24 protein-coding genes and 1 tRNA gene are annotated in these 23,252 nt (G+C 66.3%); 14 read left to right on the top strand and 11 right to left on the bottom strand.

Annotated elements, in window-relative coordinates:
- Positions 1–252 precede the first annotated feature (252 nt).
- The 11 genes from CA234_RS03275 to CA234_RS03225 all read left to right on the top strand — a co-directional run bounded on the left by CA234_RS03275 (position 253) and on the right by CA234_RS03225 (position 9,999).
- Positions 253–648 (top strand): MerC domain-containing protein, encoded by a 396-nt coding sequence (locus CA234_RS03275; RefSeq protein WP_125972663.1) that lies wholly within the window; start codon positions 253–255, stop codon positions 646–648.
- 53 nt (positions 649–701) lie between these two features.
- Complete coding sequence (locus tag CA234_RS03270) at positions 702–1,160, top strand: transcriptional repressor (protein WP_121075235.1); 459 nt, start codon at positions 702–704, stop codon at positions 1,158–1,160.
- Between the two features lie 51 nt (positions 1,161–1,211).
- Entirely contained in the window at positions 1,212–3,137 is a 1,926-nt protein-coding gene (gene dxs, locus CA234_RS03265) for a 1-deoxy-D-xylulose-5-phosphate synthase (RefSeq protein ID WP_125972665.1), read from the top strand.
- Between the two features lie 225 nt (positions 3,138–3,362).
- Positions 3,363–3,734 (top strand): hypothetical protein, encoded by a 372-nt coding sequence (locus tag CA234_RS03260; RefSeq protein WP_125972667.1) that lies wholly within the window; start codon positions 3,363–3,365, stop codon positions 3,732–3,734.
- A complete protein-coding gene (locus CA234_RS03255; protein WP_125972669.1) occupies positions 3,731–3,955 on the top strand; it encodes a hypothetical protein in 225 nt (74 codons plus the stop codon). The genes CA234_RS03260 and CA234_RS03255 overlap by 4 nt, the downstream gene beginning before the upstream one ends.
- Positions 3,956–3,997: 42 nt before the next feature.
- Positions 3,998–5,026, top strand: coding sequence for a COX15/CtaA family protein (locus CA234_RS03250; RefSeq protein ID WP_126000861.1), 1,029 nt, complete (start codon positions 3,998–4,000; stop codon positions 5,024–5,026).
- On the top strand, positions 5,023–5,337 hold the full coding sequence (gene cutA / locus CA234_RS03245; RefSeq protein WP_125972673.1) for a divalent-cation tolerance protein CutA: 315 nt from the start codon (positions 5,023–5,025) through the stop codon (positions 5,335–5,337). Before CA234_RS03250 ends, cutA begins: the two co-directional genes overlap by 4 nt.
- 136 nt (positions 5,338–5,473) lie before the next feature.
- Complete coding sequence (rplM, locus tag CA234_RS03240; RefSeq protein ID WP_084253420.1) at positions 5,474–5,953, top strand: 50S ribosomal protein L13; 480 nt, start codon at positions 5,474–5,476, stop codon at positions 5,951–5,953.
- Positions 5,953–6,522: a 30S ribosomal protein S9 gene (gene rpsI, locus CA234_RS03235; protein WP_064310032.1), complete on the top strand. Its 570-nt coding sequence runs from the start codon at positions 5,953–5,955 to the stop codon at positions 6,520–6,522. Before rplM ends, rpsI begins: the two co-directional genes overlap by 1 nt.
- 420 nt (positions 6,523–6,942) lie before the next feature.
- Entirely contained in the window at positions 6,943–8,631 is a 1,689-nt protein-coding gene (locus CA234_RS03230) for a DUF1800 domain-containing protein (RefSeq protein WP_126000860.1), read from the top strand.
- A gap of 12 nt (positions 8,632–8,643) precedes the next feature.
- On the top strand, positions 8,644–9,999 hold the full coding sequence (locus CA234_RS03225; protein ID WP_126000859.1) for a DUF1501 domain-containing protein: 1,356 nt from the start codon (positions 8,644–8,646) through the stop codon (positions 9,997–9,999).
- Here CA234_RS03225 and CA234_RS03220 read toward each other — a convergent pair.
- From CA234_RS03220 to CA234_RS03200, 5 genes are all read right to left on the bottom strand, one after another.
- Positions 9,996–10,742 (bottom strand): metallophosphoesterase, encoded by a 747-nt coding sequence (locus CA234_RS03220; protein ID WP_125972679.1) that lies wholly within the window; start codon positions 10,740–10,742, stop codon positions 9,996–9,998. The genes CA234_RS03225 and CA234_RS03220 overlap by 4 nt on opposite strands.
- Positions 10,739–11,581: a diacylglycerol kinase family protein gene (locus CA234_RS03215; RefSeq protein ID WP_125972681.1), complete on the bottom strand. Its 843-nt coding sequence runs from the start codon at positions 11,579–11,581 to the stop codon at positions 10,739–10,741. The genes CA234_RS03220 and CA234_RS03215 overlap by 4 nt, the downstream gene beginning before the upstream one ends.
- 39 nt (positions 11,582–11,620) lie before the next feature.
- Entirely contained in the window at positions 11,621–12,394 is a 774-nt protein-coding gene (locus CA234_RS03210) for an enoyl-CoA hydratase-related protein (RefSeq protein ID WP_125972683.1), read from the bottom strand.
- A gap of 57 nt (positions 12,395–12,451) precedes the next feature.
- The gene (locus tag CA234_RS03205; RefSeq protein WP_125972685.1) at positions 12,452–13,672 is read right to left on the bottom strand and encodes an FAD-dependent oxidoreductase; all 1,221 of its coding nucleotides are present in this window, start codon (positions 13,670–13,672) and stop codon (positions 12,452–12,454) included.
- 140 nt (positions 13,673–13,812) lie between these two features.
- Complete coding sequence (locus CA234_RS03200) at positions 13,813–14,070, bottom strand: hypothetical protein (protein ID WP_125972687.1); 258 nt, start codon at positions 14,068–14,070, stop codon at positions 13,813–13,815.
- Between CA234_RS03200 and CA234_RS03195 the strand changes: the two genes are divergently transcribed.
- Both CA234_RS03195 and CA234_RS03190 read left to right on the top strand, forming a co-directional pair.
- A complete protein-coding gene (locus CA234_RS03195) occupies positions 14,054–16,810 on the top strand; it encodes a TonB-dependent receptor (RefSeq protein WP_126000858.1) in 2,757 nt (918 codons plus the stop codon). The genes CA234_RS03200 and CA234_RS03195 overlap by 17 nt on opposite strands.
- A 179-nt stretch (positions 16,811–16,989) precedes the next feature.
- Positions 16,990–17,060, top strand: a tRNA-Gly gene (locus tag CA234_RS03190).
- 55 nt (positions 17,061–17,115) lie between these two features.
- Here CA234_RS03190 and CA234_RS03185 read toward each other — a convergent pair.
- Positions 17,116–17,967, bottom strand: a complete 852-nt coding sequence (locus CA234_RS03185; protein WP_126000857.1) for a DNA adenine methylase — start codon at positions 17,965–17,967, stop codon at positions 17,116–17,118.
- Positions 17,968–18,196: 229 nt separating this feature from the next.
- Here CA234_RS03185 and CA234_RS03180 point away from each other — a divergent pair, with 229 nt between their 5' ends.
- Positions 18,197–18,550 (top strand): SHOCT domain-containing protein, encoded by a 354-nt coding sequence (locus CA234_RS03180; protein WP_126000856.1) that lies wholly within the window; start codon positions 18,197–18,199, stop codon positions 18,548–18,550.
- Positions 18,551–18,588: 38 nt separating this feature from the next.
- Here CA234_RS03180 and CA234_RS03175 read toward each other — a convergent pair whose 3' ends face one another.
- Genes CA234_RS03175 through CA234_RS03155 form a run of 5 tightly spaced genes read right to left on the bottom strand, consistent with a single transcriptional unit; the run spans position 18,589 to position 23,241 of the window.
- Entirely contained in the window at positions 18,589–18,891 is a 303-nt protein-coding gene (locus CA234_RS03175; RefSeq protein ID WP_126000855.1) for a hypothetical protein, read from the bottom strand.
- A gap of 39 nt (positions 18,892–18,930) precedes the next feature.
- A complete protein-coding gene (locus tag CA234_RS03170) occupies positions 18,931–19,953 on the bottom strand; it encodes a right-handed parallel beta-helix repeat-containing protein (protein WP_126000854.1) in 1,023 nt (340 codons plus the stop codon).
- 22 nt (positions 19,954–19,975) lie between these two features.
- Positions 19,976–21,880 (bottom strand): SGNH/GDSL hydrolase family protein, encoded by a 1,905-nt coding sequence (locus CA234_RS03165; protein ID WP_126000853.1) that lies wholly within the window; start codon positions 21,878–21,880, stop codon positions 19,976–19,978.
- Positions 21,881–21,924: 44 nt separating this feature from the next.
- Positions 21,925–22,530 carry a hypothetical protein gene (locus tag CA234_RS03160; RefSeq protein WP_126000852.1) on the bottom strand — a complete coding sequence of 202 codons (606 nt, stop codon included), beginning with the start codon at positions 22,528–22,530 and terminating at the stop codon, positions 21,925–21,927.
- Between the two features lie 15 nt (positions 22,531–22,545).
- Complete coding sequence (locus CA234_RS03155; RefSeq protein ID WP_126000851.1) at positions 22,546–23,241, bottom strand: N-acetylmuramidase family protein; 696 nt, start codon at positions 23,239–23,241, stop codon at positions 22,546–22,548.
- Between the last annotated feature and the right edge of the window lie 11 nt (positions 23,242–23,252).

Below are 23,252 nucleotides of genomic sequence, written 5' to 3'. Positions count from 1 at the left end.
GTGGCGTACCCTAGAGCGTCATCCGGCCTACCCTTGCAACGCGCCGTTCACTTCACCAAAGTGTCACAAGATCTGGCAATGCGTTGTTGCAATTATCGCAACCCGGTACATCATGTCGCTCCTGACCAGACCGCTCGGAATCGCAAGCCTTCGCCTTTAAGCGCGCATTGCGCGTCCGGCACCCGCATGTACGCGTCGATTAACCCCGAAATTGCGCCATGATATATTGTACCGCCTTCATCGCGGCTCTATATGGCGCCCATGTCGTTGAGTACCCCCCTGAGCCGCTGGTGGTCGGGCCTGGATGGCGCCTTCGATCGCGTTGCGATCGGCATCAGTGGCTTGTGCCTGATTCATTGCATCGCGACCACCGTGCTGCTGACGATCGTGTCGACCGCGGGCGGCCTGCTCGATCCGCATATCCATGAATATGGCCTGGTGCTGGCGATCGGCTTCGGCATCTATGCGCTCGGCCGCGGCATCGTCCATCACGGCTATATGGCTCCCGCCGCCGTCGGCGCGTTCGGGCTCGGCATCATGAGCGGCGCGCTGAGCCTGCCGCATGGCGGGTTCGAGACGATCTGGACGCTGATCGGCGTGTCGCTGGTCGCGCTCGGCCACGATCTCAATCGCCGCGCGACCTATTGAGCCCAGACCGGCCACTGCTTGCCGGATGCGGCCGCAACGCCTAAATCGTCTTCATGTCCGCGCACAATCATCACGAGCACCACGGGGCCGATCTCACCAAGGCGGCCCGCACCCGGCTGGAAGAGGCCGGCGAGCAGTGGACCGCGATGCGCGAGCGCGTGTTCGAGGCGCTGGCCGGGTTCGACAAGCCCGCCTCGGCCTATGACATCGCCGAGGCCGTCTCGAAGGCCGAAGGCCGCCGGGTCGCGGCCAACAGCGTCTACCGCATCCTCGACCTGTTCGTCGGCTCCAATCTGGCCCGCCGGGTGGAAAGCGCGAACGCCTATGTTGCCAATGCACATCCCGAATGCCTGCATGATTGCATCTTCCTGGTCTGCGACAGCTGCGGCCAGACCACGCATATCGACGACGATTCGATCACGAAAAACGTACGGTCCGCAGCCCAGCACGCCGGTTTTTCGCCGGTCCGGCCGGTGATCGAGGTGCGCGGCAAGTGCGGCAAGTGTGACTGACCTGTCCAACAGACCGTTCGACTTGAGACTAACGTTGCGCTAACAAAGCCCATGGCTGACCTACCCAAGACGCCGCTGCTCGACACGGTCGACACGCCGCAGGACCTCCGGAAGCTCGCCCCCGCCCAGCTGCGCCAGCTGGCCGACGAGCTTCGTGCCGAAACCATCAGTGCGGTGGGCTCCACCGGCGGGCATCTAGGCTCCGGCCTGGGCGTCGTCGAACTGACGGTGGCGATCCACTATGTATTCAACACCCCCGACGACCGGCTGATCTGGGACGTCGGGCACCAATGCTATCCGCACAAGATCCTCACCGGTCGGCGCGATCGGATCCGCACGATTCGTCAGGGTGGAGGCCTCTCCGGCTTCACCAAGCGCAGCGAGAGCGAGTATGATCCGTTCGGTGCCGCGCACTCGTCGACCTCGATCTCGGCCGCACTCGGCTTTGCGATCGCCAACAAGCTCAACGAGGCGCCGGGCAAGGCGATCGCGGTGATCGGCGACGGCGCGATGAGCGCGGGCATGGCCTATGAGGCGATGAACAACGCCGAGGCCGCCGGCAACCGGCTGGTGGTGATCCTCAACGACAACGACATGTCGATCGCCCCGCCGGTGGGCGGGCTTTCGGCCTATCTTGCGCGCCTCATTTCCTCGTCCGAATATCTCGGCCTGCGCGAGCTCGCCAAGCGCTTCACCCGCAAGCTTTCGCGCCGCCTCACCGCGGCAGCCGGCAAGGCGGAGGAATTCGCCCGCGGCATGGCGACCGGCGGCACGCTGTTCGAGGAACTTGGCTTCTATTATGTCGGCCCGATCGACGGCCACAATCTCGAGCATCTGATCCCGGTGCTGGAGAATGTCCGCGACAGCGAGCAGGGCCCGATCCTGATCCATGTCGTGACCAAGAAGGGCAAGGGCTATGCCCCGGCCGAAGCGGCGGCGGACAAGTATCACGGCGTCCAGAAGTTCGACGTGATCACCGGGGCACAGGCCAAGGCACCCCCGGGCCCGCCCGCCTATACCAAGGTGTTCGCCGATGCGCTGCTCGCCGAAGCGGAGCGTGATGCGTCGGTCTGCGCGATCACCGCGGCGATGCCCTCGGGCACCGGGCTCGACAAGTTCCAGGCGACGTTCCCCGATCGCACCTTCGACGTGGGCATTGCCGAACAGCACGCGGTCACCTTCGCAGCGGGCCTTGCCGCGCAGGGGATGCGGCCGTTCTGCGCGATCTACTCGACCTTCCTGCAGCGCGCCTACGACCAGGTCGTCCACGACGTCGCGATCCAGAACCTGCCGGTCCGCTTCGCGATCGACCGCGCGGGCCTGGTCGGTGCCGACGGCGCGACCCATGCCGGCAGCTTCGACGTGACCTATCTCGCCAGCCTGCCCAATTTCGTGGTGATGGCGGCCGCGGACGAGGTCGAGCTCGTCCACATGACCCACACGGCGGCGATGCACGACAGCGGCCCGATCGCGCTGCGCTATCCACGCGGCAACGGCGTCGGACTGGCGCTGCCCAAGGTTCCGGAGCGGCTGGAAATCGGCAAGGGTCGCGTGGTCCGAGAGGGCAAGAAGGTAGCGATCCTGTCGCTCGGCACGCGCCTTGCGGAAGCACTAAAGGCCGCCGACACGCTCGAGGCCAAGGGCCTCTCGACCACCGTCGCCGACCTGCGCTTCGCCAAACCGCTCGACGAGGATCTGATCCGCCGCCTGCTCACCACCCACGAAGTGGCGGTGACGATCGAGGAAGGCGCGATCGGCGGCCTCGGTGCGCATGTGCTGACGCTCGCCAGCGATACCGGCCTGATCGACGCCGGCCTCAAGCTGCGCACCATGCGCCTGCCGGACATATTCCAGGACCAGGACAAGCCCGAGAAGCAGTATGACGAAGCGGGGCTGAACGCCGCCAACATCGTCGACACGGTGCTGAAGGCGCTCCGCTACAACGAGGCCGAGCTGGCCGACGGGGTGCGGGCGTAAACGACGCCAGATCCTCCCCGGAACGGGGAGGGGAACCGCCGCCGAAGGCGGTGGTGGAGGGGCCGCTGCGGCACGCAGCGGTTTCCCAGGCTGAGAGCGATCCGCGCCTTGCGGCGCGCCCCCCCCACCATTCGCTGGCGCGAATGGTCCCCCTCCCCGTTCCGGGGAGGATCTGGGTCCTGCCCCACCTTGAATCTCCAACATGCACATGCCATGTACATGCACATGGCTACGCAGCTTCCCCAGACTCGCTCCAGCCGCGTTGTCGTGCTGGTATCGCCCGAGGAAAAACGGCGCATTTCCGCCAATGCGGAAGCGGCGGACATGACGGTCAGCGACTTCATGCGCACCGCCGCCGAACGCTATACCGAGCCGACCGACGCCGAGATGGCGCTGATGCGCGACCTGCTCGCCCAGCTCGAACAGGCCAATGCCCGCACGGACGCGGCCTTTGCCCAGCTCGAAGCTGCGCGCGCCGCCGCCACCGCGTTCGACGAGGAGGCGTATCGCGCCGAGGTCCGCGAACAGCTGCTGACCGATACCTCAATCGACTGGGATGCGCTGTCCACTGCCCTTTCCGGCTGGGCGCGCCAGTGAGCTTCTGGACCGATGCGCTACGCGCGCTCCAGCAGGTCGCGCTGCTCCAGCACAAGGTCGAGCAGGCGCTGACCACCGCCGAGGAAGCCCGCCGCCATTCAATCGAGACGCGCGAGCGGGTGATCCGGCTTGAGACGCTGATCGACATCGCGATGAGACGCCAGCCCGCAGCACCGCCTACGCCGCCTGCGCTTCCCGAAAGTCCACAAACCGGCAGCTAGCGCCCGCTTCCCCGAGCGCGTACATCGCGGTACGTGCTGAAAATGACCATCCTTCCCCTCACCGCCCGCCCCCGCGCGCTCGCGCACTGGCTGTTCGTCGTCGCCGCGATGATCGTCGCGATGGTCGTGGTCGGGGGCATTACCCGGCTCACCGAATCGGGCCTGTCGATCACCGAATGGAAGCCAATCTCCGGCATCGTGCCCCCGCTCAACGACGCGCAGTGGCAGGCCGAGTTCGACCACTACAAGCAGATCGGCCAGTATGAGCAGCTCAACCAGGGCATGACGCTCGGCGGGTTCAAGAGCATCTTCTTCTGGGAATATATCCACCGCCTGCTCGGCCGGCTGATCGGCATGGTGTTCGCGCTGCCGCTGCTGTGGTTCGCCGTCCGCAAGCAGATCCCGCAGGGCTATGGCTGGCGGCTGGTCGCGCTGCTCGCGCTAGGCGGGCTGCAGGGCGCGTTCGGCTGGTGGATGGTGAAGTCGGGGCTCAACCACACCCGCACCTCGGTTAGCCATTTCTGGCTGGCGACCCACCTGATGACCGCGCTGTTCACGCTGGGCGGCATCGTCTGGACGATGCTCGACCTGCGCGCGCTTGCCGCCAACCATGCCGAGCGCCCTGCCCGACTGACCGGGCTCGGCGCGGGCGTGCTGGTACTGCTGGCGGTCCAGCTCTTCTACGGGGCGCTGGTAGCAGGCCTCGATGCGGGGCTGGTCACCAACCAGTGGCCGCTGATGAACGACCATTTCTTCCCCGGTGTCAGCCAGATCGGCGAGAGCCCGCTCCATGCCGCGCTCTACGATCCGGCAATCGTCCACTTCATCCACCGCTGGTGGGCCTGGGTCGTGGTCGCCGGCCTAATCGTCCTCGCCCGCAAGGCCAAGGCTGCCGGTGATCGCCGCGCCTCGATCGCGATCCACTCGGCGTTCGGCATCCAGATCCTGCTCGGCATCGCGACCGTGATGACCGGGGTGAACCTCCACCTGGCCGCCACCCACCAGCTGGTCGGCGCGCTGCTGGTGTGCGCTACGGTATGGGGCGTCCACGCCGTCGGCCGCACCCGGTGAGCGACACCGCGCTGCTCTACGTCACCTTCGCCAGCCGCGCCGATGCCGAGCGCGTGGCGGAGACCGTGCTGGCGGAGCAGCTCGCGGCCTGCGTCAACCTCCTCGCGCCCTGCATCTCGATCTATCGCTGGCAGGGTGGCATCGAGCGTGGCGAGGAAGTCCCCGCGCTGTTCAAGACCCGCCCTGCCCTCGCGCTGCGCCTCCGCGAGCGGATCGCCGCGATCCATGACTATGACCTGCCGGTGATCGAACAATGGCCGGTCGAGGCGGGCGCCGCCGTCGCCCGCTGGATCGCCGACGAGACACGCTGAACCGACAGGTATCATTTTACCCGTCAGCAAACCCACGCATTTCTTGACTTTCAGGCCCCAAATCGTCAGAGGGGCATCAATCGCGCTGCCGGCAACGGTGGCGCGTATGCATTTCCTACGCGAAAGGTCACAGGCCATGAAGGCGCTGATGAAGACCACCAAGTCGGCCAAGCCGGCCGAGGTGGAGAAGAAGTGGCACATCGTCGACGCCGAAGGGCTCGTCGTCGGTCGTGCAGCGGTGGTGATCGCGAACGTCCTGCGCGGCAAGCACAAGACCAGCTTCACCCCGCACGTCGACTGCGGTGACAATGTCATCGTGATCAACGCGGACAAGATCCGTTTCACCGGCAAGAAGCTCGGCCAGAAGGTGTACTACAAGCACACCGGCTATGCGGGCGGCATCAAGGGCGTCACCGCCGCCAAGGTTCTCGAAGGCCGCTTCCCGGAGCGCGTTCTGGAGAAGGCCGTGGAGCGCATGATCCCGCGCGGCCCGCTCGGCCGCCAGCAGATGCGCAACCTGCGCATCTTCGCCGGTTCGGAGCATCCGCATGAAGCTCAGAACCCCGAGGTTCTCGACATCGCCGGCATGAGCCGCAAGAACAAGGTGGGTGCATAATGTCTGACAACCGCCAGTCGCTTTCCGACCTGGGCGCAGCGCTGGGCCAGCAGCCCGCCGCGCCGACCGAAGGCCAGGCCGCCGCTCCGGCTGCTGCCGCCGCTGCCGACGCCTATCTCGCCGGCCAGATCGACGAGCCGGCCGCCCCGACCACGCCGCTGCGTGCGCAGGAGCTGGACCAGTATGGCCGCGCCTATGCCACCGGCCGTCGTAAGGACGCCGTGGCCCGCGTGTGGCTGAAGCCGGGCACCGGCAAGATCACGATCAACGGTCGTGACCAGGAAATCTATTTCGCGCGTCCGACGCTGCGTCTCGTCATCAACCAGCCGTTCGGTGTCGCCGAGCGCGAGGGCCAGTATGACGTGATCTGCACCGTCAAGGGCGGCGGTCTCTCGGGCCAGGCAGGTGCCGTGAAGCACGGCATCTCGCAGGCGCTGACCAAGTATGAGCCGGTGCTGCGCGCCCCGGTGAAGAAGGCCGGCTTCCTGACCCGCGACAGCCGCGCCGTCGAGCGTAAGAAGTACGGCAAGGCCAAGGCTCGCCGCAGCTTCCAGTTCTCGAAGCGCTAAGCGTCTCGGCTTCGGCCAAGGAAATGGGGCGGTCCGGCAACGGGCCGCCCTTTTTCGTGGGCGACCGCGAAAGGCACCAAGACATCGTCGCGGGCGGCCGCCCGCCCTTACCCGAAATGGTGCACCGCAGCTCAAAATAGGCAAGGCCCGCTCGTTCGACTGCGCCAGCCAGATCCCGCACCGGCACACGACTACGTCGTGAGACGCGCGTCGGATGCACAAGTTCCCGAACGATCGCCGTGGACTCGCAACGGCCCGCCGCAGCGAATTTCGATACGATGTCGCATCGTTCCCCTGAAAACCGACATTGTGCTAAGAGTTGCAGATATCCCACTCTGGGACAGGTCTTCCTTAAAAAACCGCTAGCCCGTAAAGCTTGGGTGCAACGCGGCAAAACCTGCGGGCGGGGAATTCAAGAACATGCGACGGATATGGACGGCAGCTGCGCTTGGCGCGGCGGGCCTGCTGTCGGCTTGCGACGGCAGCAGCGACAACATCAACCTGGCGGACAGCCGGATGACCAGCGGACTGGTCGATCTTTCCGCCGCCAATGCCGGCATGTCGCCGGCGCAATCCCAGGTGACCGACGGCATCCGCCTGGCGCGACAGACCACCTTCGGGCCGACGCCGCAGGTGCTCGAGCAGATCTCGAAGCTGGGTACCGAGGGCTGGCTCAACCAGCAATTCGCCGCCAGCGGCAGCACCTATGCCGATCTCGCCGTGGCGCGGCGGATCGACTATTGCAAGGACGTCCCCTGCAATCGCCGCTATTTCAGCCGCACGCCGGTGGCGATGCGCTTCTACGCGAACGCCGTTTCCGCACCGGACCAGTTGCGCCAGCGCGTGGCATTCGCGCTTTCGCAGATGATCGTCGCCTCCGAACAGGAAGTGCGCTCCGCCGCGGGAATCGCCGCGTTCAACCAGCTGTTCCTCGACAACGCCTTCGGCAATTACCGCACGCTGCTCAAGGCGGTGACGCTCAATCCCTATATGGGCCGCTATCTCAACATGGCGGGGAGCAACAAGACCGCCCCGTCCGAGAACTACGCACGAGAGCTGTTGCAGCTGTTCTCGATGGGCCCCAACATGCTCAACCAGAATGGCACGCCGCGCCGCGATGCCACTGGGGGGACCGTCCCTAATTATGGCCCCGACGACATTCGCGGCGTCGCCCGCGCATTGACCGGGTGGGACCGCGCCCGGATCGGCAACGCGCCGATCACCAACCAGCTGGCCGGCGACGACGTGAAGCCGATGATCCCGGTGCCGGATCGCTACGATGCCGGCGAGAAGCGGTTCCTCGGCATCCGCGTGCCGGCCGGCGCGAGCCAGGAAGCGAGCGTCGATGCGGTGGTGGACGCCGCGTTCGACCATCCTTCCACCGCGCCCTTCGTGTCGCGCCACCTGATCGTCCATCTGGTGACCGCCAACCCCAGTCCCAACTATATCGGACGGGTGGCGGCAGTGTTCGCCAACAACGGTCATGGCGTCCGCGGCGACCTGAAGGCCGTCGTCCGCGCGATCCTCACCGACCCCGAGGCGCGCACCGCGCCTCGCCAGGATCGCGGCAAGCTGAAGGAGCCGGTGCTGGCGATGGTCTCGCTGGCCCGCGCGATCGGCATGACCACCGACGGCTTCGCCTTTGCCATGCGCGATACCAGCCTCGGTCAGCCGGTGATGAACGCGCCCTCGGTGTTCAACTTCTATCCGATCGACTATCCGCTGCAGGGCAGCGCTACCCTCTACAACCCGGCATCGAAGCTGCTCAACAGCAGCACGGTGCTGCGCCTCCACAACATGATGTACGAATGGACGGTGCGCAGCGACGTAGCGACCGCTGAGTTCAAGGCCCCTACCGGTTTTGGCGCCGCTTCGGGAACCCGCTTCGCCTGGGCCACCTGGGCGTCCTTCGGCGACAATGTCGATGCCATGGTCGCCGCGGTAGATGTGTTATTGCTAGGCAATAGCATTACGCCAGGCCAGCGTGCCGCACTGCGCACGGCCGCACTCGCCATTAACGACAAGAATTTGCAAGTCCGTGCGCGCAAGCGCGCGCAGATGCTGCTCTTCATCGCCGCCTCCAGCCCGCAATTCCTGGTCGACCGGTAAGGAACCGATCCGATGACGCTTTCCCGACGCGATTTCGTTCGCCTCACCGCCGGCACAGGTGCGGCCGCCGCCCTGGCGCAGCTCGGCCGGACCGCCGCCGTCGCGGCTCCCAGCGGCAGCTACCGGGCGATGGTGGGCATCTTCCTCTACGGCGGCAATGATGGCTGGAACATGGTGGTGCCCACCGACGACCGCCACGCCGCCTACCAGGCCGCGCGCGGCGCCGTCGCCCTGCCCCGCAACACGCTGACGCCGCTGACCAACGCCAGCTATGCGCTGCACCCGGCAATGGCAGCACTGCGCCCGGTGTGGGACGAAGGCGCGCTATCGCTCGTGCTCAATACCGGGACCCTGTTCGCGCCGTTGACCAAGGCAACGTACCTGTCACGGCCCGATCTGCGCCCTAGCAACCTGATGAGCCATTCGGACGAGCAGGCGCACTGGCAGGGCCTCCGCGCCCGCGACTCCGCCAGCGACGGCTTCATGGGGCGCATGGCCGATCGCATGCCCGGCGGTCGGCTGCCACCGCTGATCTCGCTCAGCGGATCGACGCTGGCGCTGATCGGCAAGACCGCGGTGCCGCTGGTGCTCCCCGCCTCCGGCCTGCCCGGACGCGCGGGCTACAGCGCCCGGGATACCGCGAAGAACCTCGCAACCGCGCTGCTGGCCGACAGCGAGGGCGGTCCGGTCATGGACGGCGTCAAGACGACGCTGCGCGACACGTTCGAACAGGCCGATCTTGCCAACAGCGTATTGTCGGGCGGGAACAGCGTCGCCCGCCATTTTGTCGATGCGAACGGCCGCGCGCTGACCAGCGACATCGCGGCGCAGCTGCTCGGCACCGCCAAGATGATCGAGGCGCGCGGCACGCTCGGCCATAGCCGCCAGACCTTCCTGCTCAGCATGGCGACCTTCGACCATCACGCCAACCAAGTCGCCGGCAGCCCCATTGCGGGCGACCATGCGAACCAGCTGGGCGCCCTGGCGGACGCGATGGCCGCTTTCCACCGCGCGATGAAGGCACTGGGCGTCGGCGCCAACGTCACCACCTTCACGATGAGCGACTTCGGCCGCACCTATGCCAGCAACGCGCAGAACGGCACCGATCATGCCTGGGGCAACAACCACCTCGTGATGGGCGGCGATGTCGCCAAGGGCGGCATCTTCGGCACCTATCCCGATCCGGTGCTGGGCGGCGCCGACGACATCACCAACGAAGGCCGCTTCATCCCCGGGATCGCGCAGGAGGAATATCTCGGCGCCATCGCCCGCTGGCACGGGGTGAGCAATGCCGACCTGCCCTATGTCTTCCCCAACTGGCAGACCTGGTCGACCGCCGGGCGGGGCCCCTTGCCGCTGTTCCGCTAGAGCGCGACGCTCGGCTCGCCGAGGAAGCGGGCGCGGGTGGAGAAGCTGGTGCCGTCGACGGTGATCTCGTTGAACGAGGGCGGCTGGTCGCGGGTACGTTCGGAAAGCGTACCCGCCCCGATCAGCCGCACCGTGCGCTCGCCGACGGGATGCTCGATATCGAACGGGTCGTGGACATGCCCGGTCAGCACCGCATTGGCGCCGGCCTGGGCCAGCGCCTCCAGCGCCCGCCGCCCGCCGCGGGTGCGGGAAGTGGCGCGGGTGCCCGCCTCCACCAGCGGATGGTGCGCGGCAACGAACACCACCCCGCCCGCCGGCACGGCCTCGGCCAGCGCCAGCGACTTCTGCAGCGCATGGCGGCTGACATGGCCCTTCGACCAATTGGTGCGGAACTGGAAGCGCGCGGTGGTCTTGAGTGGTACGATCGACACGCCCCGAATGTCGAGGGGGCGCTCGATCATCCGCTCCAGCGCGCGATAGCGGCGATACGGCATCGCCAGCCGCGCGAACGGATTGAAATAGGGCAGGTCGTGATTGCCTACCTCCACCGTGATCGGCACCGCCAGGCTCTCCAGCCATTCGGCGGCGGCGGCGAACTCCCTGGCGCGCGCGCGCATGGTGAGATCGCCGGTCATGATCACCGCGGCGGGCATCTCGTCGCGTACCCTGGCGTTGAACCAGTCGACCGCCTCGCGATTCTCGCGGCCGAAATGCACGTCGCTGACATGGAAGAAGCGGGTCATGCGGCGGTCGCCTCCGCGCGGGTGGCGATGAACGTCTCCAGGCTGCGCCCGGCGCGGATCGTCGTGCCGGGATCGAGCGTCTCGGGCTCGCCGTCGAACAAGGCGAGTACTGGCTTGCGCTCGGCGAGCGTGAGCTGCTCGGTTCGGCTTTCGGTCACCGCGCGCGCCGCGACCCAGTCGCCGGTCACCCATTCCCAGCCGAGCTGCGCGATGGAGCCCCAATCGCGCGCATCGACCGCGGCGACCTCCAGTCCGTCGAGCGTCGGCGTGACGAACACTGCCTGGTAGCTGTCGCCGAGCGCGCGCGCGCCCTGCACCCGCACGCCCCGGCGGTGGAAGGTGTTCCGCCAGGCGCCGCGCACCGCCGCCGCCAGCCGCCCGAACCGGCCTTTGCGGACCACCTCGCGTGCGCGGAACCAGCTCGCCGCCGGGCCGAGGATCAGGCCGACGAACGCGCGATGCTCACCCGCGACGATATAGGGCAGCGCCACGCGACGGTCGCAGCCATGCGCGGCGTGGATGATCTTGTGCGGATCGGTCTCGTCGTGCAGCGCCTTGGCCAGCAGGTTCATCGTCCCGCCGGGCAGGATCAGGAAGGCGCCTTCCCACGTGGCCAGCGCGCGCAGCGCCGCGTTGATCGTGCCGTCGCCGGCGAACAGCACTACCGTATCCACCCCCGCCGCATCGAGCGCAGCGCCCTCCGGCAGGGCGTCCTGCGGGAAATCGGTACGGCCGGCGAGCCTCAGCCCGCGTTCCTCGAACACCGCCTCCATCGCGTCGCACTTGGCCTGCGAGGTGGTGCCGGAATTGGGATTGGTAATGAACCAGAGCGTCTGCATGGCCCTCGTAACGCCCGAGAACCGATTTCGTGGCGTCGCTCAGTGGCCGGTGAAATGCGCCTCGCGCTTTTCGAGGAATGCGGCAATCGCCTCGCGGCAATCGTCGGTCCTGGCGGCGATGCTCTGGTGATCGGCCTCGATCTCCATCGTCTCGGCCAGCGTGCCCGAGAGCGCCACGCTCACCTGCTTGCGGATCAGCCCCAGCGCGACGGTGGGCATCCCCGCCAGCTTCGCCGCCAGCCCGTGCGACACCTGCATCAGCCCGCCATCTTCCACCACCCGCGTGACGAGGCCGTTGGCCAGCGCCTCCTCGGCCAGCATCCGCTCGCCGAGCAGCGCCATCTCGAGCAGCCGCGCCCGGCCCGCCGCCTTGCCGATCAGCCAGGTCGCGCCGGCATCGGGCACCAGCCCGATATTGGCGAAGGCGAGCAGCAGATAGGCCGATTGCGCCATCACCACGATGTCGGCGGCGAGCGCGATCGAGGCCCCTGCCCCGGCCGCCGCGCCGTTGACCGCGGCGACGATCGGGATCGGCAGCTCGGCCATCGTCGCGATCACCGGATTATAGTGCCGCCGCAGCGCCTCGCCCGAATCGCGCATGCCGACGCTGGCGGTGAGGTCCGCGCCCGCGCAGAACGCCCGACCCTCGCCGGTGAGCAGCACCGCCCGCGCCCCGTCCTCCGCCGCGCGCCGTAGCGTCGCCGCGAGCAGGTCGAGCATGTCGGGGGTGAGCGCGTTGAGCCGGTCGGGGCGGTTCAGCTGCACCACCGCGACATGGCCTTCCATCGCAAGCAGCACCGGCGCGTCGGACATCCTCACTTCTCCTTCTGGTTGGAAGAAGGGATGCCCGCGCGCGCTGGCTCGCGCAACTCAAAGCTCCTTGAGCACCGTCGCCGGATCGGCGAGCACCGCAGGATCGACCATCATCCGCTCGGCGACCAGCCGCTTGCCCTGCACATAGTCCCGCATGGCGTTGACGCAGTCGAGCGCGATCACCCGCCCCTGCTTGAGGTAGATCACCGAGAAGCTGCGCGCCGACAGGTCGCCGCGCAGCACCGTCGCGTCGTGCCCGATCGACAGGCCGACGGTCTGCAGCTTGAGGTCGTACTGGTTCGACCAGAACCACGGCACCGCATCATAATGCGCCGCCTGCCCCGTGAGCAGCTTGGCGACCATGTTCGCCTGGTCGTTGGCATTCTGCACCGATTCCAGCCGAATCTCGGCGCCGTCGGCATAGGCATTCACATGCAGCGCGCAGTCGCCGATCGCATAGACGTCCGGCAGGCTGGTGCGGCACTGCGCGTCGACCCGCACGCCATTGCCGCCCGCCGCGCCCGCGTCGAGCAGCGGCGCGACTTCGGGGACGATGCCGATGCCGACGATCACCATGTCGGCCGGCAGCACCTCGCCCCCCGACAGCCGCACGCCGCAGACGCGCCCGTCTTGTTCCTCCAGGCATTCCACCAACGCGCCGGTACGGATCTCGACGCCGTGTGCGCGGTGCTCGGCTTCGTAGAAGCGCGACAGCGGTTCGCCGGCGACGCGGGCGAGCACCCGGTCCATCGCCTCCAGCACCACGACCTGCTTGTCGGCCTTGATCAGCGCGGCGGCCGCCTCCAGACCGATATAGCCGCCGCCGATCACGACGATGCGCTGGGTCGTCGGCAGCTCGGCGAGCAGCTGGTCGACATCACGCCGCGTGCGGATCGCGTGGACGCCGGCGAGATCATGCCCGCTGCACGCCAGCCGCCGCGCGCTGCCGCCCGCCGACCAGACCAGCGCGCCATAGCCGATCGTCGCGCCCGCCGCATCGGTGACGGTCTTCGCCGCGGGATCGACCGCGACGACACGCCGGCCGGCGAGCATGGTCACCGCCCGCTCTTCCCAGAAAGCCGGCGCGCGGATCAGGATGCGCTCGAAGCTCTTCTCGCCCTTCAGATAATCCTTGGAAAGCGGCGGGCGCTCATAGGGAAGCTCGGGATCCTCGCCGATCACCGCGAGCGTGCCGGCAAACCCCGCCTGCCGGAGCGCCACCGCGCACTGCGCCCCGCCATGGCCGCTGCCGACGATCAGAATATCGAACCTGTCCAACCTGTCCTCCCCACACGACCCAGCCCTGTTCTCCCGCCAACCCTATCAAGGCGCCAACGGTCGCGCGAAGATCTATCGCCCGCGAACCGTCGCGCCAATCATTCCGCACCGTGCGTCGCCGCGACATGTAAATTTTTTCGTTACGTAATGTTCGCGTCACAAGTCTTGCGCACCTGCGCCCGGCAGGGAGGAACGGGGTTTGGCCACAGCGACATCAGATCTTCGGGCGGCCCAGCCACAGGGCTGATTCCGCATCGGCGCAGCAGCAACAGCGCGCGCCGCTGCTTCATCGGCAACACTGATTCAACGGGCGCGGCACCGCGCGCAATCGACGGATCGCGTGCCGGCACCCGCGCGTCCACGACATCCAAAGGGGGAACCATGTACCAGAACGTCACCAACTGGCGCCGCAACGCCGGCCTGCTCGCCGGCGCCGCCATCGCCGCACTGCTCGCCATGCCTGCCGCCGCGCAGACCAGCGACGCCGCCGACGCCGGCCAGGCCGAGGCGGGCGAGGAAATCGTCGTCTCCGGCTATCGCCGCAGCCTGCAGGAAGCAATCGAGCTCAAGCGCGAGAATGTCGGCTTCTCCGATTCGATCGTCGCCACCGACATCGCCGACTTCCCCGACCAGAACCTGTCCGAAGCGCTGCAGCGCGTGCCGGGCGTGACGATCGAACGCAACAAGGGCCTGGGCACGCGCGTCAACGTCCGCGGCCTGCCCAGCGAATTCACCTTCGTCTCGATCAACAAGCTGGCCACCGCCTCGGGCTCGGGCGGCCGCGACGTCGAGTTCGACATCTTCGCCTCGGAGCTGATCCAATCGGTGACGGTCCAGAAGTCGCCGCGCGCCTCGGACGAGGAAGGTGGCATCGCCGGCTCGGTCGCGATCCGCACCGCGCGGCCCTTCGACACGCCGGGTTTCCGGCTCGTCGGCAGCGCCGAGGGTGCGTACAACTCGATTTCGGAGAAGATCGACCCCAATTTCTCGGTGCTCGCCAGCAACACCTTCGGCGATTTCGGCGTGCTCGTCTCGGTCGCGCGGCAGAAGCGCAGCAACCGCACTGACAGCAACTCCGGCATCAACTTCCGCCCGATCTCCCGCTGGACCGACCGCGCCGGCACCAACCGCAACCAGGCGATCGCGGTCCTCGCGCGCGACGCCGGCGTCACCTATTCGGATGCCGACAAGAACAAGATCGTGTTCCTCGACAAGGTCGGCGACCGCGTCTATTTCAACGACCAGGACCGCCTCGGCGTCTCGGGCGCGGTGCAGTACAAGCCGAGCGACAAATTCTCGCTCAGCTTCGACGCCTTCGTCGGCTCCTACGACACGGTCGAGGACGAATATGACGCCGCTGGCTATTCGGCTTCGAGCAACTCGACGCTCGAGCGGATCTACGATGCCGACAAGACCACGCTGTCGCAGTCGGGCATCGTCGTGCTGCGCGACGTCGCCTACACCAACACCCAGCACGAATTCCTCAGCAAGCAGTATCGCAACGACATCGACTATCGCCAGTTCGGCGGCGAGCTGAACTGGGAAACCGGCCAGTGGCAGATCAACGTGCTCGGCGGCTATTCGGGCGCCAAGAAGACCCGCGACTATGCCAATCTGAAGCATGTCGCCTATGCGCCCTCGCGTACCCGCTACACGGCGACCGGCGGCGAGACGATCAAGAGCGACAACCCAAAGTCGATCGACATGTACAACGCGCCGTCTGCCTATCTGTTCGAGGCGTATGAAACCACGCTGGAGCGGATCAAGGACGACAAGTACGCAGCGCAGGCCGACGTCACCTATCTCGCCGATTTCGGCGGGTTCGAGGCGCTGAAGCGCGTCAATTTCGGCGCGCGCTACACCAACAAGACCAACGAGCGCGAATATGGCGAGGAGAAGATCCAGGGCCCGACGCGCGGCAGCACCGCCTATGTCAACAAGCGCACGTTGGCCGACAGCCCGCTGGAGAACGTGATCGCCATCGCCGGCGGCAAGCCCTATCAGGCGCGGGACCTGAGCTGGTCGCAGATCTCGAACGACTATGCGCGCAGCTTCTTCCGCCCGCAGGGCTTCGTCACGCCGTTCGATCCGGGCCAATATTACAAGGTGCGCGAGACGACCTGGGCCGGCTATGGCATGGTCGATTTCGAATTCGACGTCGCCGTGCCGGTGTTCGTCAATCTCGGCGCGCGCTACGTCCGCACGACGGTGACGTCCGAAGGCTTCCACCAGGTGCAGAAGCCCAACGGCCAGACCGGCCTCACCGATGCGCCGGTCTCCAGCGAGGGCCGCTACAGCAAGCTGCTGCCGGCGCTGAACGCCCGTGCCGAGCTGACCAACAGCCTCTATCTGCGCGCCGCCGCCTCGCAGACGCTGATCCGCCCGGCGCTGACCAACCTCGCCTACAAGCGCACCGCGAGCTTCAACGATTTCCGCTATTCGGACGGCAATCCGAACCTGAAGCCGACCTACGCCGATCAGTGGGAAATCGGCGTCGAGAAATATGTCGGCGACGGCGGCATCCTCGCCGCGTCCTATTTCTGGAAGAAGATCAAGGGCGTGGTGGTCAACAAGCTGACCGGCACGGTGCCGAACGTCACCAAGTACAATGCCAATGGCACGATCGACGGCGTCTATGAATTCGACGTCTACCAGCCGGTCAACGCCGAAGGCTCGTACAAGGTGAGCGGCGTCGAATTGAATGCGGTGGTGCCGTTCGGCATGCTGGTCGGCTGGCTCGACGGCTTCGGCGTCAACGCCAACTATACCTTCCTCGACAGCTCACTGACCGGCCAGTCGGACCTCAAGATCCCGACCGCGCCGATCGGCCTATCGGACAACACCTACAATGCCACGCTGTTCTACGACAAGGGGCCTTTCTCGATCCGCGGCTCGTACAACTGGAAGGGCGCCTATGTGGAGCGGATCGAACGCAACTTCTATCCGGTCTATCGCTCGGCCTATGGCCAGTTCGACGTCGCCGCGAGCTACCAGGTGACCAGGAACTTCCGCGTCGAGCTGCAGGGCATCAACGTCGGCAACGCCAAGACCAAGGGCTATACGATGGATCCGTCGTTCCCGGCGACCTACGAACTGTCCGGCAGCCGCATCAGCCTGGGCGGCCGCGTCCAGTTCTGATCCCGGCCCCGCCCCCTTGCTGCGGCGAGGGGGCGGGATCGTCGCGCGGCGAGGGGCATGTAGGGCATTGCCAGCGACGCGCGGCGCCGCTATTTCGACTTCCACAGGCCGCCGGTTTGCAAAACGCTTTGCACACCATCCAGCGGCAGTGGCAAAAAGTTGAGCCAGCTCAACGGATTGCGGGTGTAGCTCAATGGTAGAGCAGAAGCTTCCCAAGCTTACGACGAGGGTTCGATTCCCTTCACCCGCTCACCCTACAACCTACGTGCGGCTCTAGCGGTCGCTGAAAGCGGTCAGCGCGACCGTCAGATAGGAAGCGATCGAGGGAACAGTTCGCGGAGCCGATCGGCCCGCAAGCTGCTGATGATCACTTCGTTCGCCTCGACGGCCCCGCCGCCCACACCATATTGCAGCGAAACCTGAACCATCGCGAATCGCGCGAAGGTGGCCCGGACCTCGGGACGGTCGTTGAGGCTGAGCAGGAACTTCCCCGACAGCCCCTCCAGCACGTCAGCCATGCGCTCAAACTGCGGTCGGTCGAAGAGCGCCGCACCATAGTCCGACTCGCAGCCATAGTATGGCGGGTCGAGGTAGAAGAGCGTTCCTTCGCGATCGTAGCGCGGCAGGAAATCCTGCCATGGGAGTCGCTCGATCACGACGCCGGACAGGCGTTCGTGGATCTCCTCGAGGACGGGCGCCAGGCGCACCACGTTGAACGCCGCCGGCGCCATCGGGTCGACGCCGAATGACCGGCCGCTGACTTTTCCGCCGAATGATAGACGCTGCAGGTAGAGGAACCGCGCCGCCCGCTCGAGGTCAGTCTGGGTGGACGGATCAACTTTCAGCAGCCGCTCGAAGCCCGCGCGCGTGGTCAGCTGGAATTTGAGCATGTCGAGGAACGCGACGTAATGTCGCTGCAGGATCCGGAAGAAGGTAGCCACATCTTCCGACCAATCATTCACGACCTCGACCTGAGGCTTGCGGCCGCGCCGAAGGAAAACGCCGCCCATGCCCATGAACGGCTCGGCGTACGTGGTGTGAGGAATGCGATCTATGGCGGTGGTGATCGCTCGCGCCAACCGCCGCTTGCCGCCGATGTAGCTCGCGGCCGGGCTGATCGGCCGCACGAAATCATTGAATAGAAGACTCGACTCCATTGTTGGTTCTCATCAAAGGGACCCCGCCCGTGGCCCGGGTGCGGGGCGGCCAGTCTTGGCCAGGCTGCCGTGACGAGTTGGCGCTCGTCGGTTGCCGTGTTCCTGCACGGCACCCCCGCTCGGCCTTCGCCGGCGACGGTGTCTCTGAATATCTCGGTTCTCATGCCCGTCCGGAGCGCCGCTAGACGGATGGGGGCGATCACCCTATCCTTGAAGCAGGGAGGGCCAAATGGACGGGGTTACATTCCTAGTTTTCGCGTTCTTCGGAGCCCTGATCTTCGGGGGCGCCTCTGCTTTGATCGGCAGCGCGCGCGGCATCGACGGTCTCGTGTGCTTCTTTCTCGGCCTGTTTTTTGGACCGATTGGGTTGGTAGTGGCCGCTATTCTGCCGCCGCCGGCTGTGGCGCAGACGCCGACCGCAGGACCCGTCCCAGAACAAGAACTACCGTCGACCGAGCATGCCTCGCCGAAACGAGACGACGTTCCCGACGCGCTTAGCAAGCTGGCGGATCTCCGCGATCGGGGAGCGCTCACCGATGAAGAATTCGCCTCTGCCAAGGCCTCTCTGCTCAAACAGCTGTAAGCGAGCCTCGCTCCGGCTCCGCGCCTTGCCGGACCCTTCTATTGCCCGGACCGGAGGGCTGCCGCCCTCGCCATATCCGGAGTGAGCCCAGTCCACTCCGGCAGGTCAGGTAGCTTCACGCCGCGGCCCAGGCCCATGACGTTTCCCCAACTCCATCGACAAATCAGCTTCGGCCGCTGACCGCAGGCCTTGCAGCGCAGCCGCCCCTCGACGTCATCCAGGGTAGCATCGGCTCCGAACCGGCTCACCAGCTGCTCAGGACTGTACTGGACGATGCGCATGCAGCGGCAGCTGGTGGTGATGTTGATGTCGGTTCCGAGCAGGGCGGCGATGGGACGCATGCGCGGAACATGCCGGGAACACGGGCGCGAGTCGAGCGACTATGGCCCAGGCGCTCCGCCGATATAGTTGCCCGCCGGCAGCGCGTTGACCGTGCTGTTGACGTAGAAGACCGGTGCCACGTTGCCCTCGACCACCGCGCCAGGATCGTTGATCCGGATCCACGGCGTCACGCCGGGGCACGCGTCGATGCGATTGTACCGCACGATCGTTCCGCGGGCTTGGGTTACATAGAGCGCGATCGCCTGCCAATTGACGCACTTGAACAGGTTGCCGGTGATCTCGATGTTCGTGTAGTCGCCGCGCTGCATCTCGTCCCCGAACCAGATGCCTTGCGGGTACACATAGTCCGCGCCAGGCTGCGCATCGCCGATAAACTGGTTCGCGATGATGCGGATGTTCTTACACGCGGCCGCCATCCCCGTCGTCCAGCACTGGATACCGTCGGGGTGGTAGGAGCCGATCGTTCGGAACTTCGAGAACTTGTTCCACGCAATCAGCGCCCCGTCGACGCCCGGGATCTCGATGGCGTCGATCCCAATCATGCTGATGTCGTTGTCGCGGATGACGATATTGCGGCTCTGGTTCACCGCGATGCCCACCCCGATCTGGACAATGCGCGAGCCCGAGATCGTGAAGCCGTTGCTCTGTGCGACCATGACGCCCTGCCGATCCGTAGGCGCACCGTCGAGCAGGCCATGGATGTACAGCTTGTCGAGCGTGATCCCCGAGCCGCCGTTCACCCGGACCAGGTAGTCGTAGAGCCGGGTGAACGACGTCACCTCCAGGTTGGAGAAGGTGATGTTCACCGCTCGGTTGAGGACCATCTGCGCGATGACAGCGGGCCGCGTCGGGTCGGCGCTGGTGACGGTCACCGGCTTGTCGAACATCTGGTCGTTGAGCACCAGCGCGCCGTAATTACCAGGGGTAAGCGCGATGGTATCACCGCCCTTCGCCGCCTTGAGCGCAGCGGTGAGCTGCGCAGGCGTCGATGCCTGGACGGTCGCTGCTCCGGCCACCGCAGGGGTGGCCAGAGCGAGGAGGAACGCGAGAAACTTCAGCATGGCATTCTCCTTTAGGAGCGGGTTACGACGTTGCCCGGAAGATGCCGGTGGCGCCCAAGCGCACGGTTGCGCCGATCGTCACCGCCGAGGCGGTCGGGTTCACGAACTTGATGTCGGAGATGATCTGGATCTGCTGGTAGGCCGCGATGTTCTGGTTCTGCGCCACCAGATTGGGATCCTGCTGATCGACGAGCTCGGTCATATCGACCCGCCATGTGCCGGCGGTATCGAGATACGAGTTGACCGCCGCACCGACGCCGTTCGACACGCCAACTCGCGCACGCGACTGGATGCTGCGGGACGAGGTGGTATCCTGCAAAGTCATCACGAGTCCGACTGCCTGCAGGTACTGCGATCCAAGTTCGATCTTTGCCGTCATCATCGCGCGCAGCTTGTCGTTGATCGACAGGAGATTGTTCGAGAGCAGGCTGGTGAGATAGCTGCCCGCGATCAGCTGATACGCCTGAATCGAAACGTTCGAGTTCGCCGCGATCGTGCCGGAGATATCGAGTTTCCAGACGCCGTTGCCGTTCGGGTCCGTTTCGACTCCCTTTTCCGACGCAACGTTGATTCCGGACGAGCCGGATGCTGCTGCCAGAGTCCAACCCTGCGGAATCGTGCTGAGCGCAGGTGCCGTCGCGAGTGTGCCGACCAGCGCGCCGTTACCGCCCGCAGTCATCGTCGGATTGCTGTTGATGAACGGCTGGGCATTGGCCGGGGTGGTCAGCCCGTTTGCCGTCGGGAAAGTCACCAGGTTCGGCAGAGCGTTCCAGTACGTCAGGCCCCACGCCGCCTTCAGCCGGTCGACAAACACCTGCATGTGCCGCATCGCGCCGTAAGGGGTCATGTGCAGGCCATCGCGAAGGTAGCCGCGCTTGTTGTTGTAAACAGGCGGCGCGGGCGTATCCGCAAACTCGTCCCACGAGTTGACGACGATAACGTTGGGCCGCGACTTGGCATCGCCGCTCGCATAGTCGTACTTCAGGATCTCGCGGCTCAGCGTGTAGCGATCAGTCGAATCGCCGCCGCCGTTCTGCACCGCACCCGTGTAGTCGATGCCACGCGGCAACTCGTTGCTGAGAACCACAACCTTGCCGGTGCCGATGTTGTTCAGAATGGTGTCGATGTAGCCAAGCTGGTCCGAGACGGTGCCACTCGGCCAGTTGGTTCCGGCCAGGATCGCGACGATGCCCGCCGGGTGGTTCTTGGCGTAGTCGGCACCCTTATTGCTCGCGTAGTTGCTGGAGCCGCCCGGGCGATCCCAGCGACCCGTCGTCGGATTGCCAAGTGCGTCGAGGCGGGGGACCGCTGCCATCTGCTGGAGCGTCGAGGCCGAGATACCGAAGTTCGGATATTGGCCCAGGCGCAGCTTGCCGCCGGAAACGCAGTGAAGCCAGCCGGCATAGCCAATGTTCTGAGTGCCGAAGCTGTAGCCGTTCGTCTGAGACGCGTTCGACCCGACGCCGTCTTCCGTGCGGCTGTCGCCGAAGAAGATCACGTCCCTGTTGGCCGGGATCGGGGCACTTGGCGTCGGTGTCGGCGTGGGTGTCGGCGTGGGGGTTGGAGTGGGCGTTGGCGTTGGCGTTGGAGTTGGAGAAACGGTGCCGGCAGAGAGATCCATGATCGCGACGGATTGCGGCGCATCATCTTCGCAGAGGAAGTCCCGGGAGGTTCCCTGCCCGATCGGCCAATAGGCGGTGCCGGCCGCATTCGGCGTAGCGCCGAAGGCGACGCGGACGGCGCCGTCCGCTGCGTAGACCGTCCAGATATCGCCTCGCTTGGCCTGGATACCGGCCACGATGGCACTTGCACTCGTGCTGGCCGCCTGAACCGTCTTGGTGGGAATAGCGCCGAGCACCTGCAGCGTGTCGCCCGTCACTGCGGCGCGGCCGGCCACCCGGCCGACCGAGATATGTACTGTTGCCATGAGAACTCCTGTTGATTGAAAGTCAGTGCGGCTGCGACCGCCGCTCAGCGCGGGTCGGGGGCGTCCTCCGGCTCTGCATGGTTCGCCGCTACTCGCGCCCAGAAGGCCTGCCAGCCGAGGGCGACGGCGGTGTTGCGCTCGGCTTCCGCGAGGAGGGTAAGAACTTCGTCACACGAAGCGGCGAAGTGAGCGCGGCAGGTGGCGTCGGGATCTGCGGCGATTGCCGGCGCTCCGCCACTACCTTGATCGGCTCGGGCGGCGGCGAGCTCGCGCATGCGCTGAGCAGCGAGAGCGCGAGAAGCGGCAAGCTCCGCCTGGACACTATCGAATTTCGCGAGAACATCGGTGGATACCTCCTGGGTGGCGCGCGCGTCGGCGCGCTCGACGTTGATGACGTGGGCGGCGTCTGCGGCCTTGGCGTCGGCACTGGCCTTCCGCGCCTGGTCGACCGCGGCACCGAGGATCCGGATCTGCGCGATCGCGTCCTTGGTGGAGAGGTCACGCGGCTGGCCTGCCTTGTCCGTCGCATGCGCCGCGATCGCGGTGGTGGAGAGCAGCGCGCCGACCTTGTGCGAGAGGTCGCCGATCACGGCGAGCGCGATTGCCAGCGCCAGGGCGAGCCCCAGCGACACGTATTTCAGCGGGTTCATGGACTGCTCCTGAGATCAGGCTGCGCGCGCAGCGCGGCGCTTGGCGTATGCGGCGGCGAGGCGGGTGTCGTAGGCGTTCAGCGCGAAGGCGGTGCCGTTGTAGCCGGCGGCGAACTTCGCCCAGTCCCGGGCGCGAAGTGCCGCCGCAAGGCCCCTGCCCTCGACGAACTTGAGGAAGGCGGCCAGCTGGTCGGCTTCGGTTTGCGACTGCTGCAGCGCGAACGCCCAGGGTGAGATCGCACCGCAGATCTCGTAATTCTCGCCGAGGATCTGAAAGCCGCCATAGCTGGCCGATGCGAACCCAGCATCGACGTCGAGCGAGACCGCCTCGAGCAGCTGCTGCCACCGGCCGATCTGGCTGCCGGGGTACAGCTTCCGGTTCCAGGTGCGCGACGAGATCGTCGGGTGGCTGGCGTCGAAACGGTGGCCAGTCGCACGGCTGAACCGATGCGGCTCGAACAGGATCGTCGGGCGGCCGTCGATAAACGGCGTCCCGCTTGCCTCCACGTCCCATACCGCCCAGACCGTCGCCGGATCGACCTTCAGTTGGTCGGCAACGTCCTCGATATCGTGTTCGTCCAGCTCATAGTCCGGGCCATCCTTCAGCGCGGCAAGGATCGCCTCGCGATCGGCGGCGCCGAACGGCATGCCCTCGGCCGCCGGCTGATAGCCTAGTGCCACCAGCCGACGCCGCAGCGTCGTCATGTCCATGGAAATTCTCC

It is taken from the genome of Sphingomonas sp. ABOLE (assembly GCF_003950455.1).
In the GTDB taxonomy this organism is placed as follows: Bacteria; Pseudomonadota; Alphaproteobacteria; order Sphingomonadales; family Sphingomonadaceae; genus Sphingomonas; species Sphingomonas trueperi.
This window is presented reverse-complemented; position numbering and strand designations above follow the sequence as displayed.

Bases quoted from the DNA above. Each gene is read 5' to 3' on its own strand.
- CA234_RS03275 (WP_125972663.1), top strand. From the start codon at position 253: ATGGCGCCCATGTCGTTGAGTACCCCCCTGAGCCGCTGGTGGTCGGGC.
- CA234_RS03270 (WP_121075235.1), top strand. From the start codon at position 702: ATGTCCGCGCACAATCATCACGAGCACCACGGGGCCGATCTCACCAAG.
- dxs (WP_125972665.1), top strand. From the start codon at position 1,212: ATGGCTGACCTACCCAAGACGCCGCTGCTCGACACGGTCGACACGCCG.
- CA234_RS03260 (WP_125972667.1), top strand. From the start codon at position 3,363: ATGGCTACGCAGCTTCCCCAGACTCGCTCCAGCCGCGTTGTCGTGCTG.
- CA234_RS03250 (WP_126000861.1), top strand. From the start codon at position 3,998: ATGACCATCCTTCCCCTCACCGCCCGCCCCCGCGCGCTCGCGCACTGG.
- rplM (WP_084253420.1), top strand. From the start codon at position 5,474: ATGAAGGCGCTGATGAAGACCACCAAGTCGGCCAAGCCGGCCGAGGTG.
- rpsI (WP_064310032.1), top strand. From the start codon at position 5,953: ATGTCTGACAACCGCCAGTCGCTTTCCGACCTGGGCGCAGCGCTGGGC.
- CA234_RS03230 (WP_126000860.1), top strand. From the start codon at position 6,943: ATGCGACGGATATGGACGGCAGCTGCGCTTGGCGCGGCGGGCCTGCTG.
- CA234_RS03225 (WP_126000859.1), top strand. From the start codon at position 8,644: ATGACGCTTTCCCGACGCGATTTCGTTCGCCTCACCGCCGGCACAGGT.
- CA234_RS03220 (WP_125972679.1), bottom strand. From the start codon at position 10,742: ATGACCCGCTTCTTCCATGTCAGCGACGTGCATTTCGGCCGCGAGAAT.
- CA234_RS03215 (WP_125972681.1), bottom strand. From the start codon at position 11,581: ATGCAGACGCTCTGGTTCATTACCAATCCCAATTCCGGCACCACCTCG.
- CA234_RS03210 (WP_125972683.1), bottom strand. From the start codon at position 12,394: ATGTCCGACGCGCCGGTGCTGCTTGCGATGGAAGGCCATGTCGCGGTG.
- CA234_RS03195 (WP_126000858.1), top strand. From the start codon at position 14,054: ATGTACCAGAACGTCACCAACTGGCGCCGCAACGCCGGCCTGCTCGCC.
- CA234_RS03185 (WP_126000857.1), bottom strand. From the start codon at position 17,967: ATGGAGTCGAGTCTTCTATTCAATGATTTCGTGCGGCCGATCAGCCCG.
- CA234_RS03180 (WP_126000856.1), top strand. From the start codon at position 18,197: ATGGACGGGGTTACATTCCTAGTTTTCGCGTTCTTCGGAGCCCTGATC.
- CA234_RS03175 (WP_126000855.1), bottom strand. From the start codon at position 18,891: ATGCGTCCCATCGCCGCCCTGCTCGGAACCGACATCAACATCACCACC.
- CA234_RS03170 (WP_126000854.1), bottom strand. From the start codon at position 19,953: ATGCTGAAGTTTCTCGCGTTCCTCCTCGCTCTGGCCACCCCTGCGGTG.
- CA234_RS03165 (WP_126000853.1), bottom strand. From the start codon at position 21,880: ATGGCAACAGTACATATCTCGGTCGGCCGGGTGGCCGGCCGCGCCGCA.
- CA234_RS03160 (WP_126000852.1), bottom strand. From the start codon at position 22,530: ATGAACCCGCTGAAATACGTGTCGCTGGGGCTCGCCCTGGCGCTGGCA.
- CA234_RS03155 (WP_126000851.1), bottom strand. From the start codon at position 23,241: ATGGACATGACGACGCTGCGGCGTCGGCTGGTGGCACTAGGCTATCAG.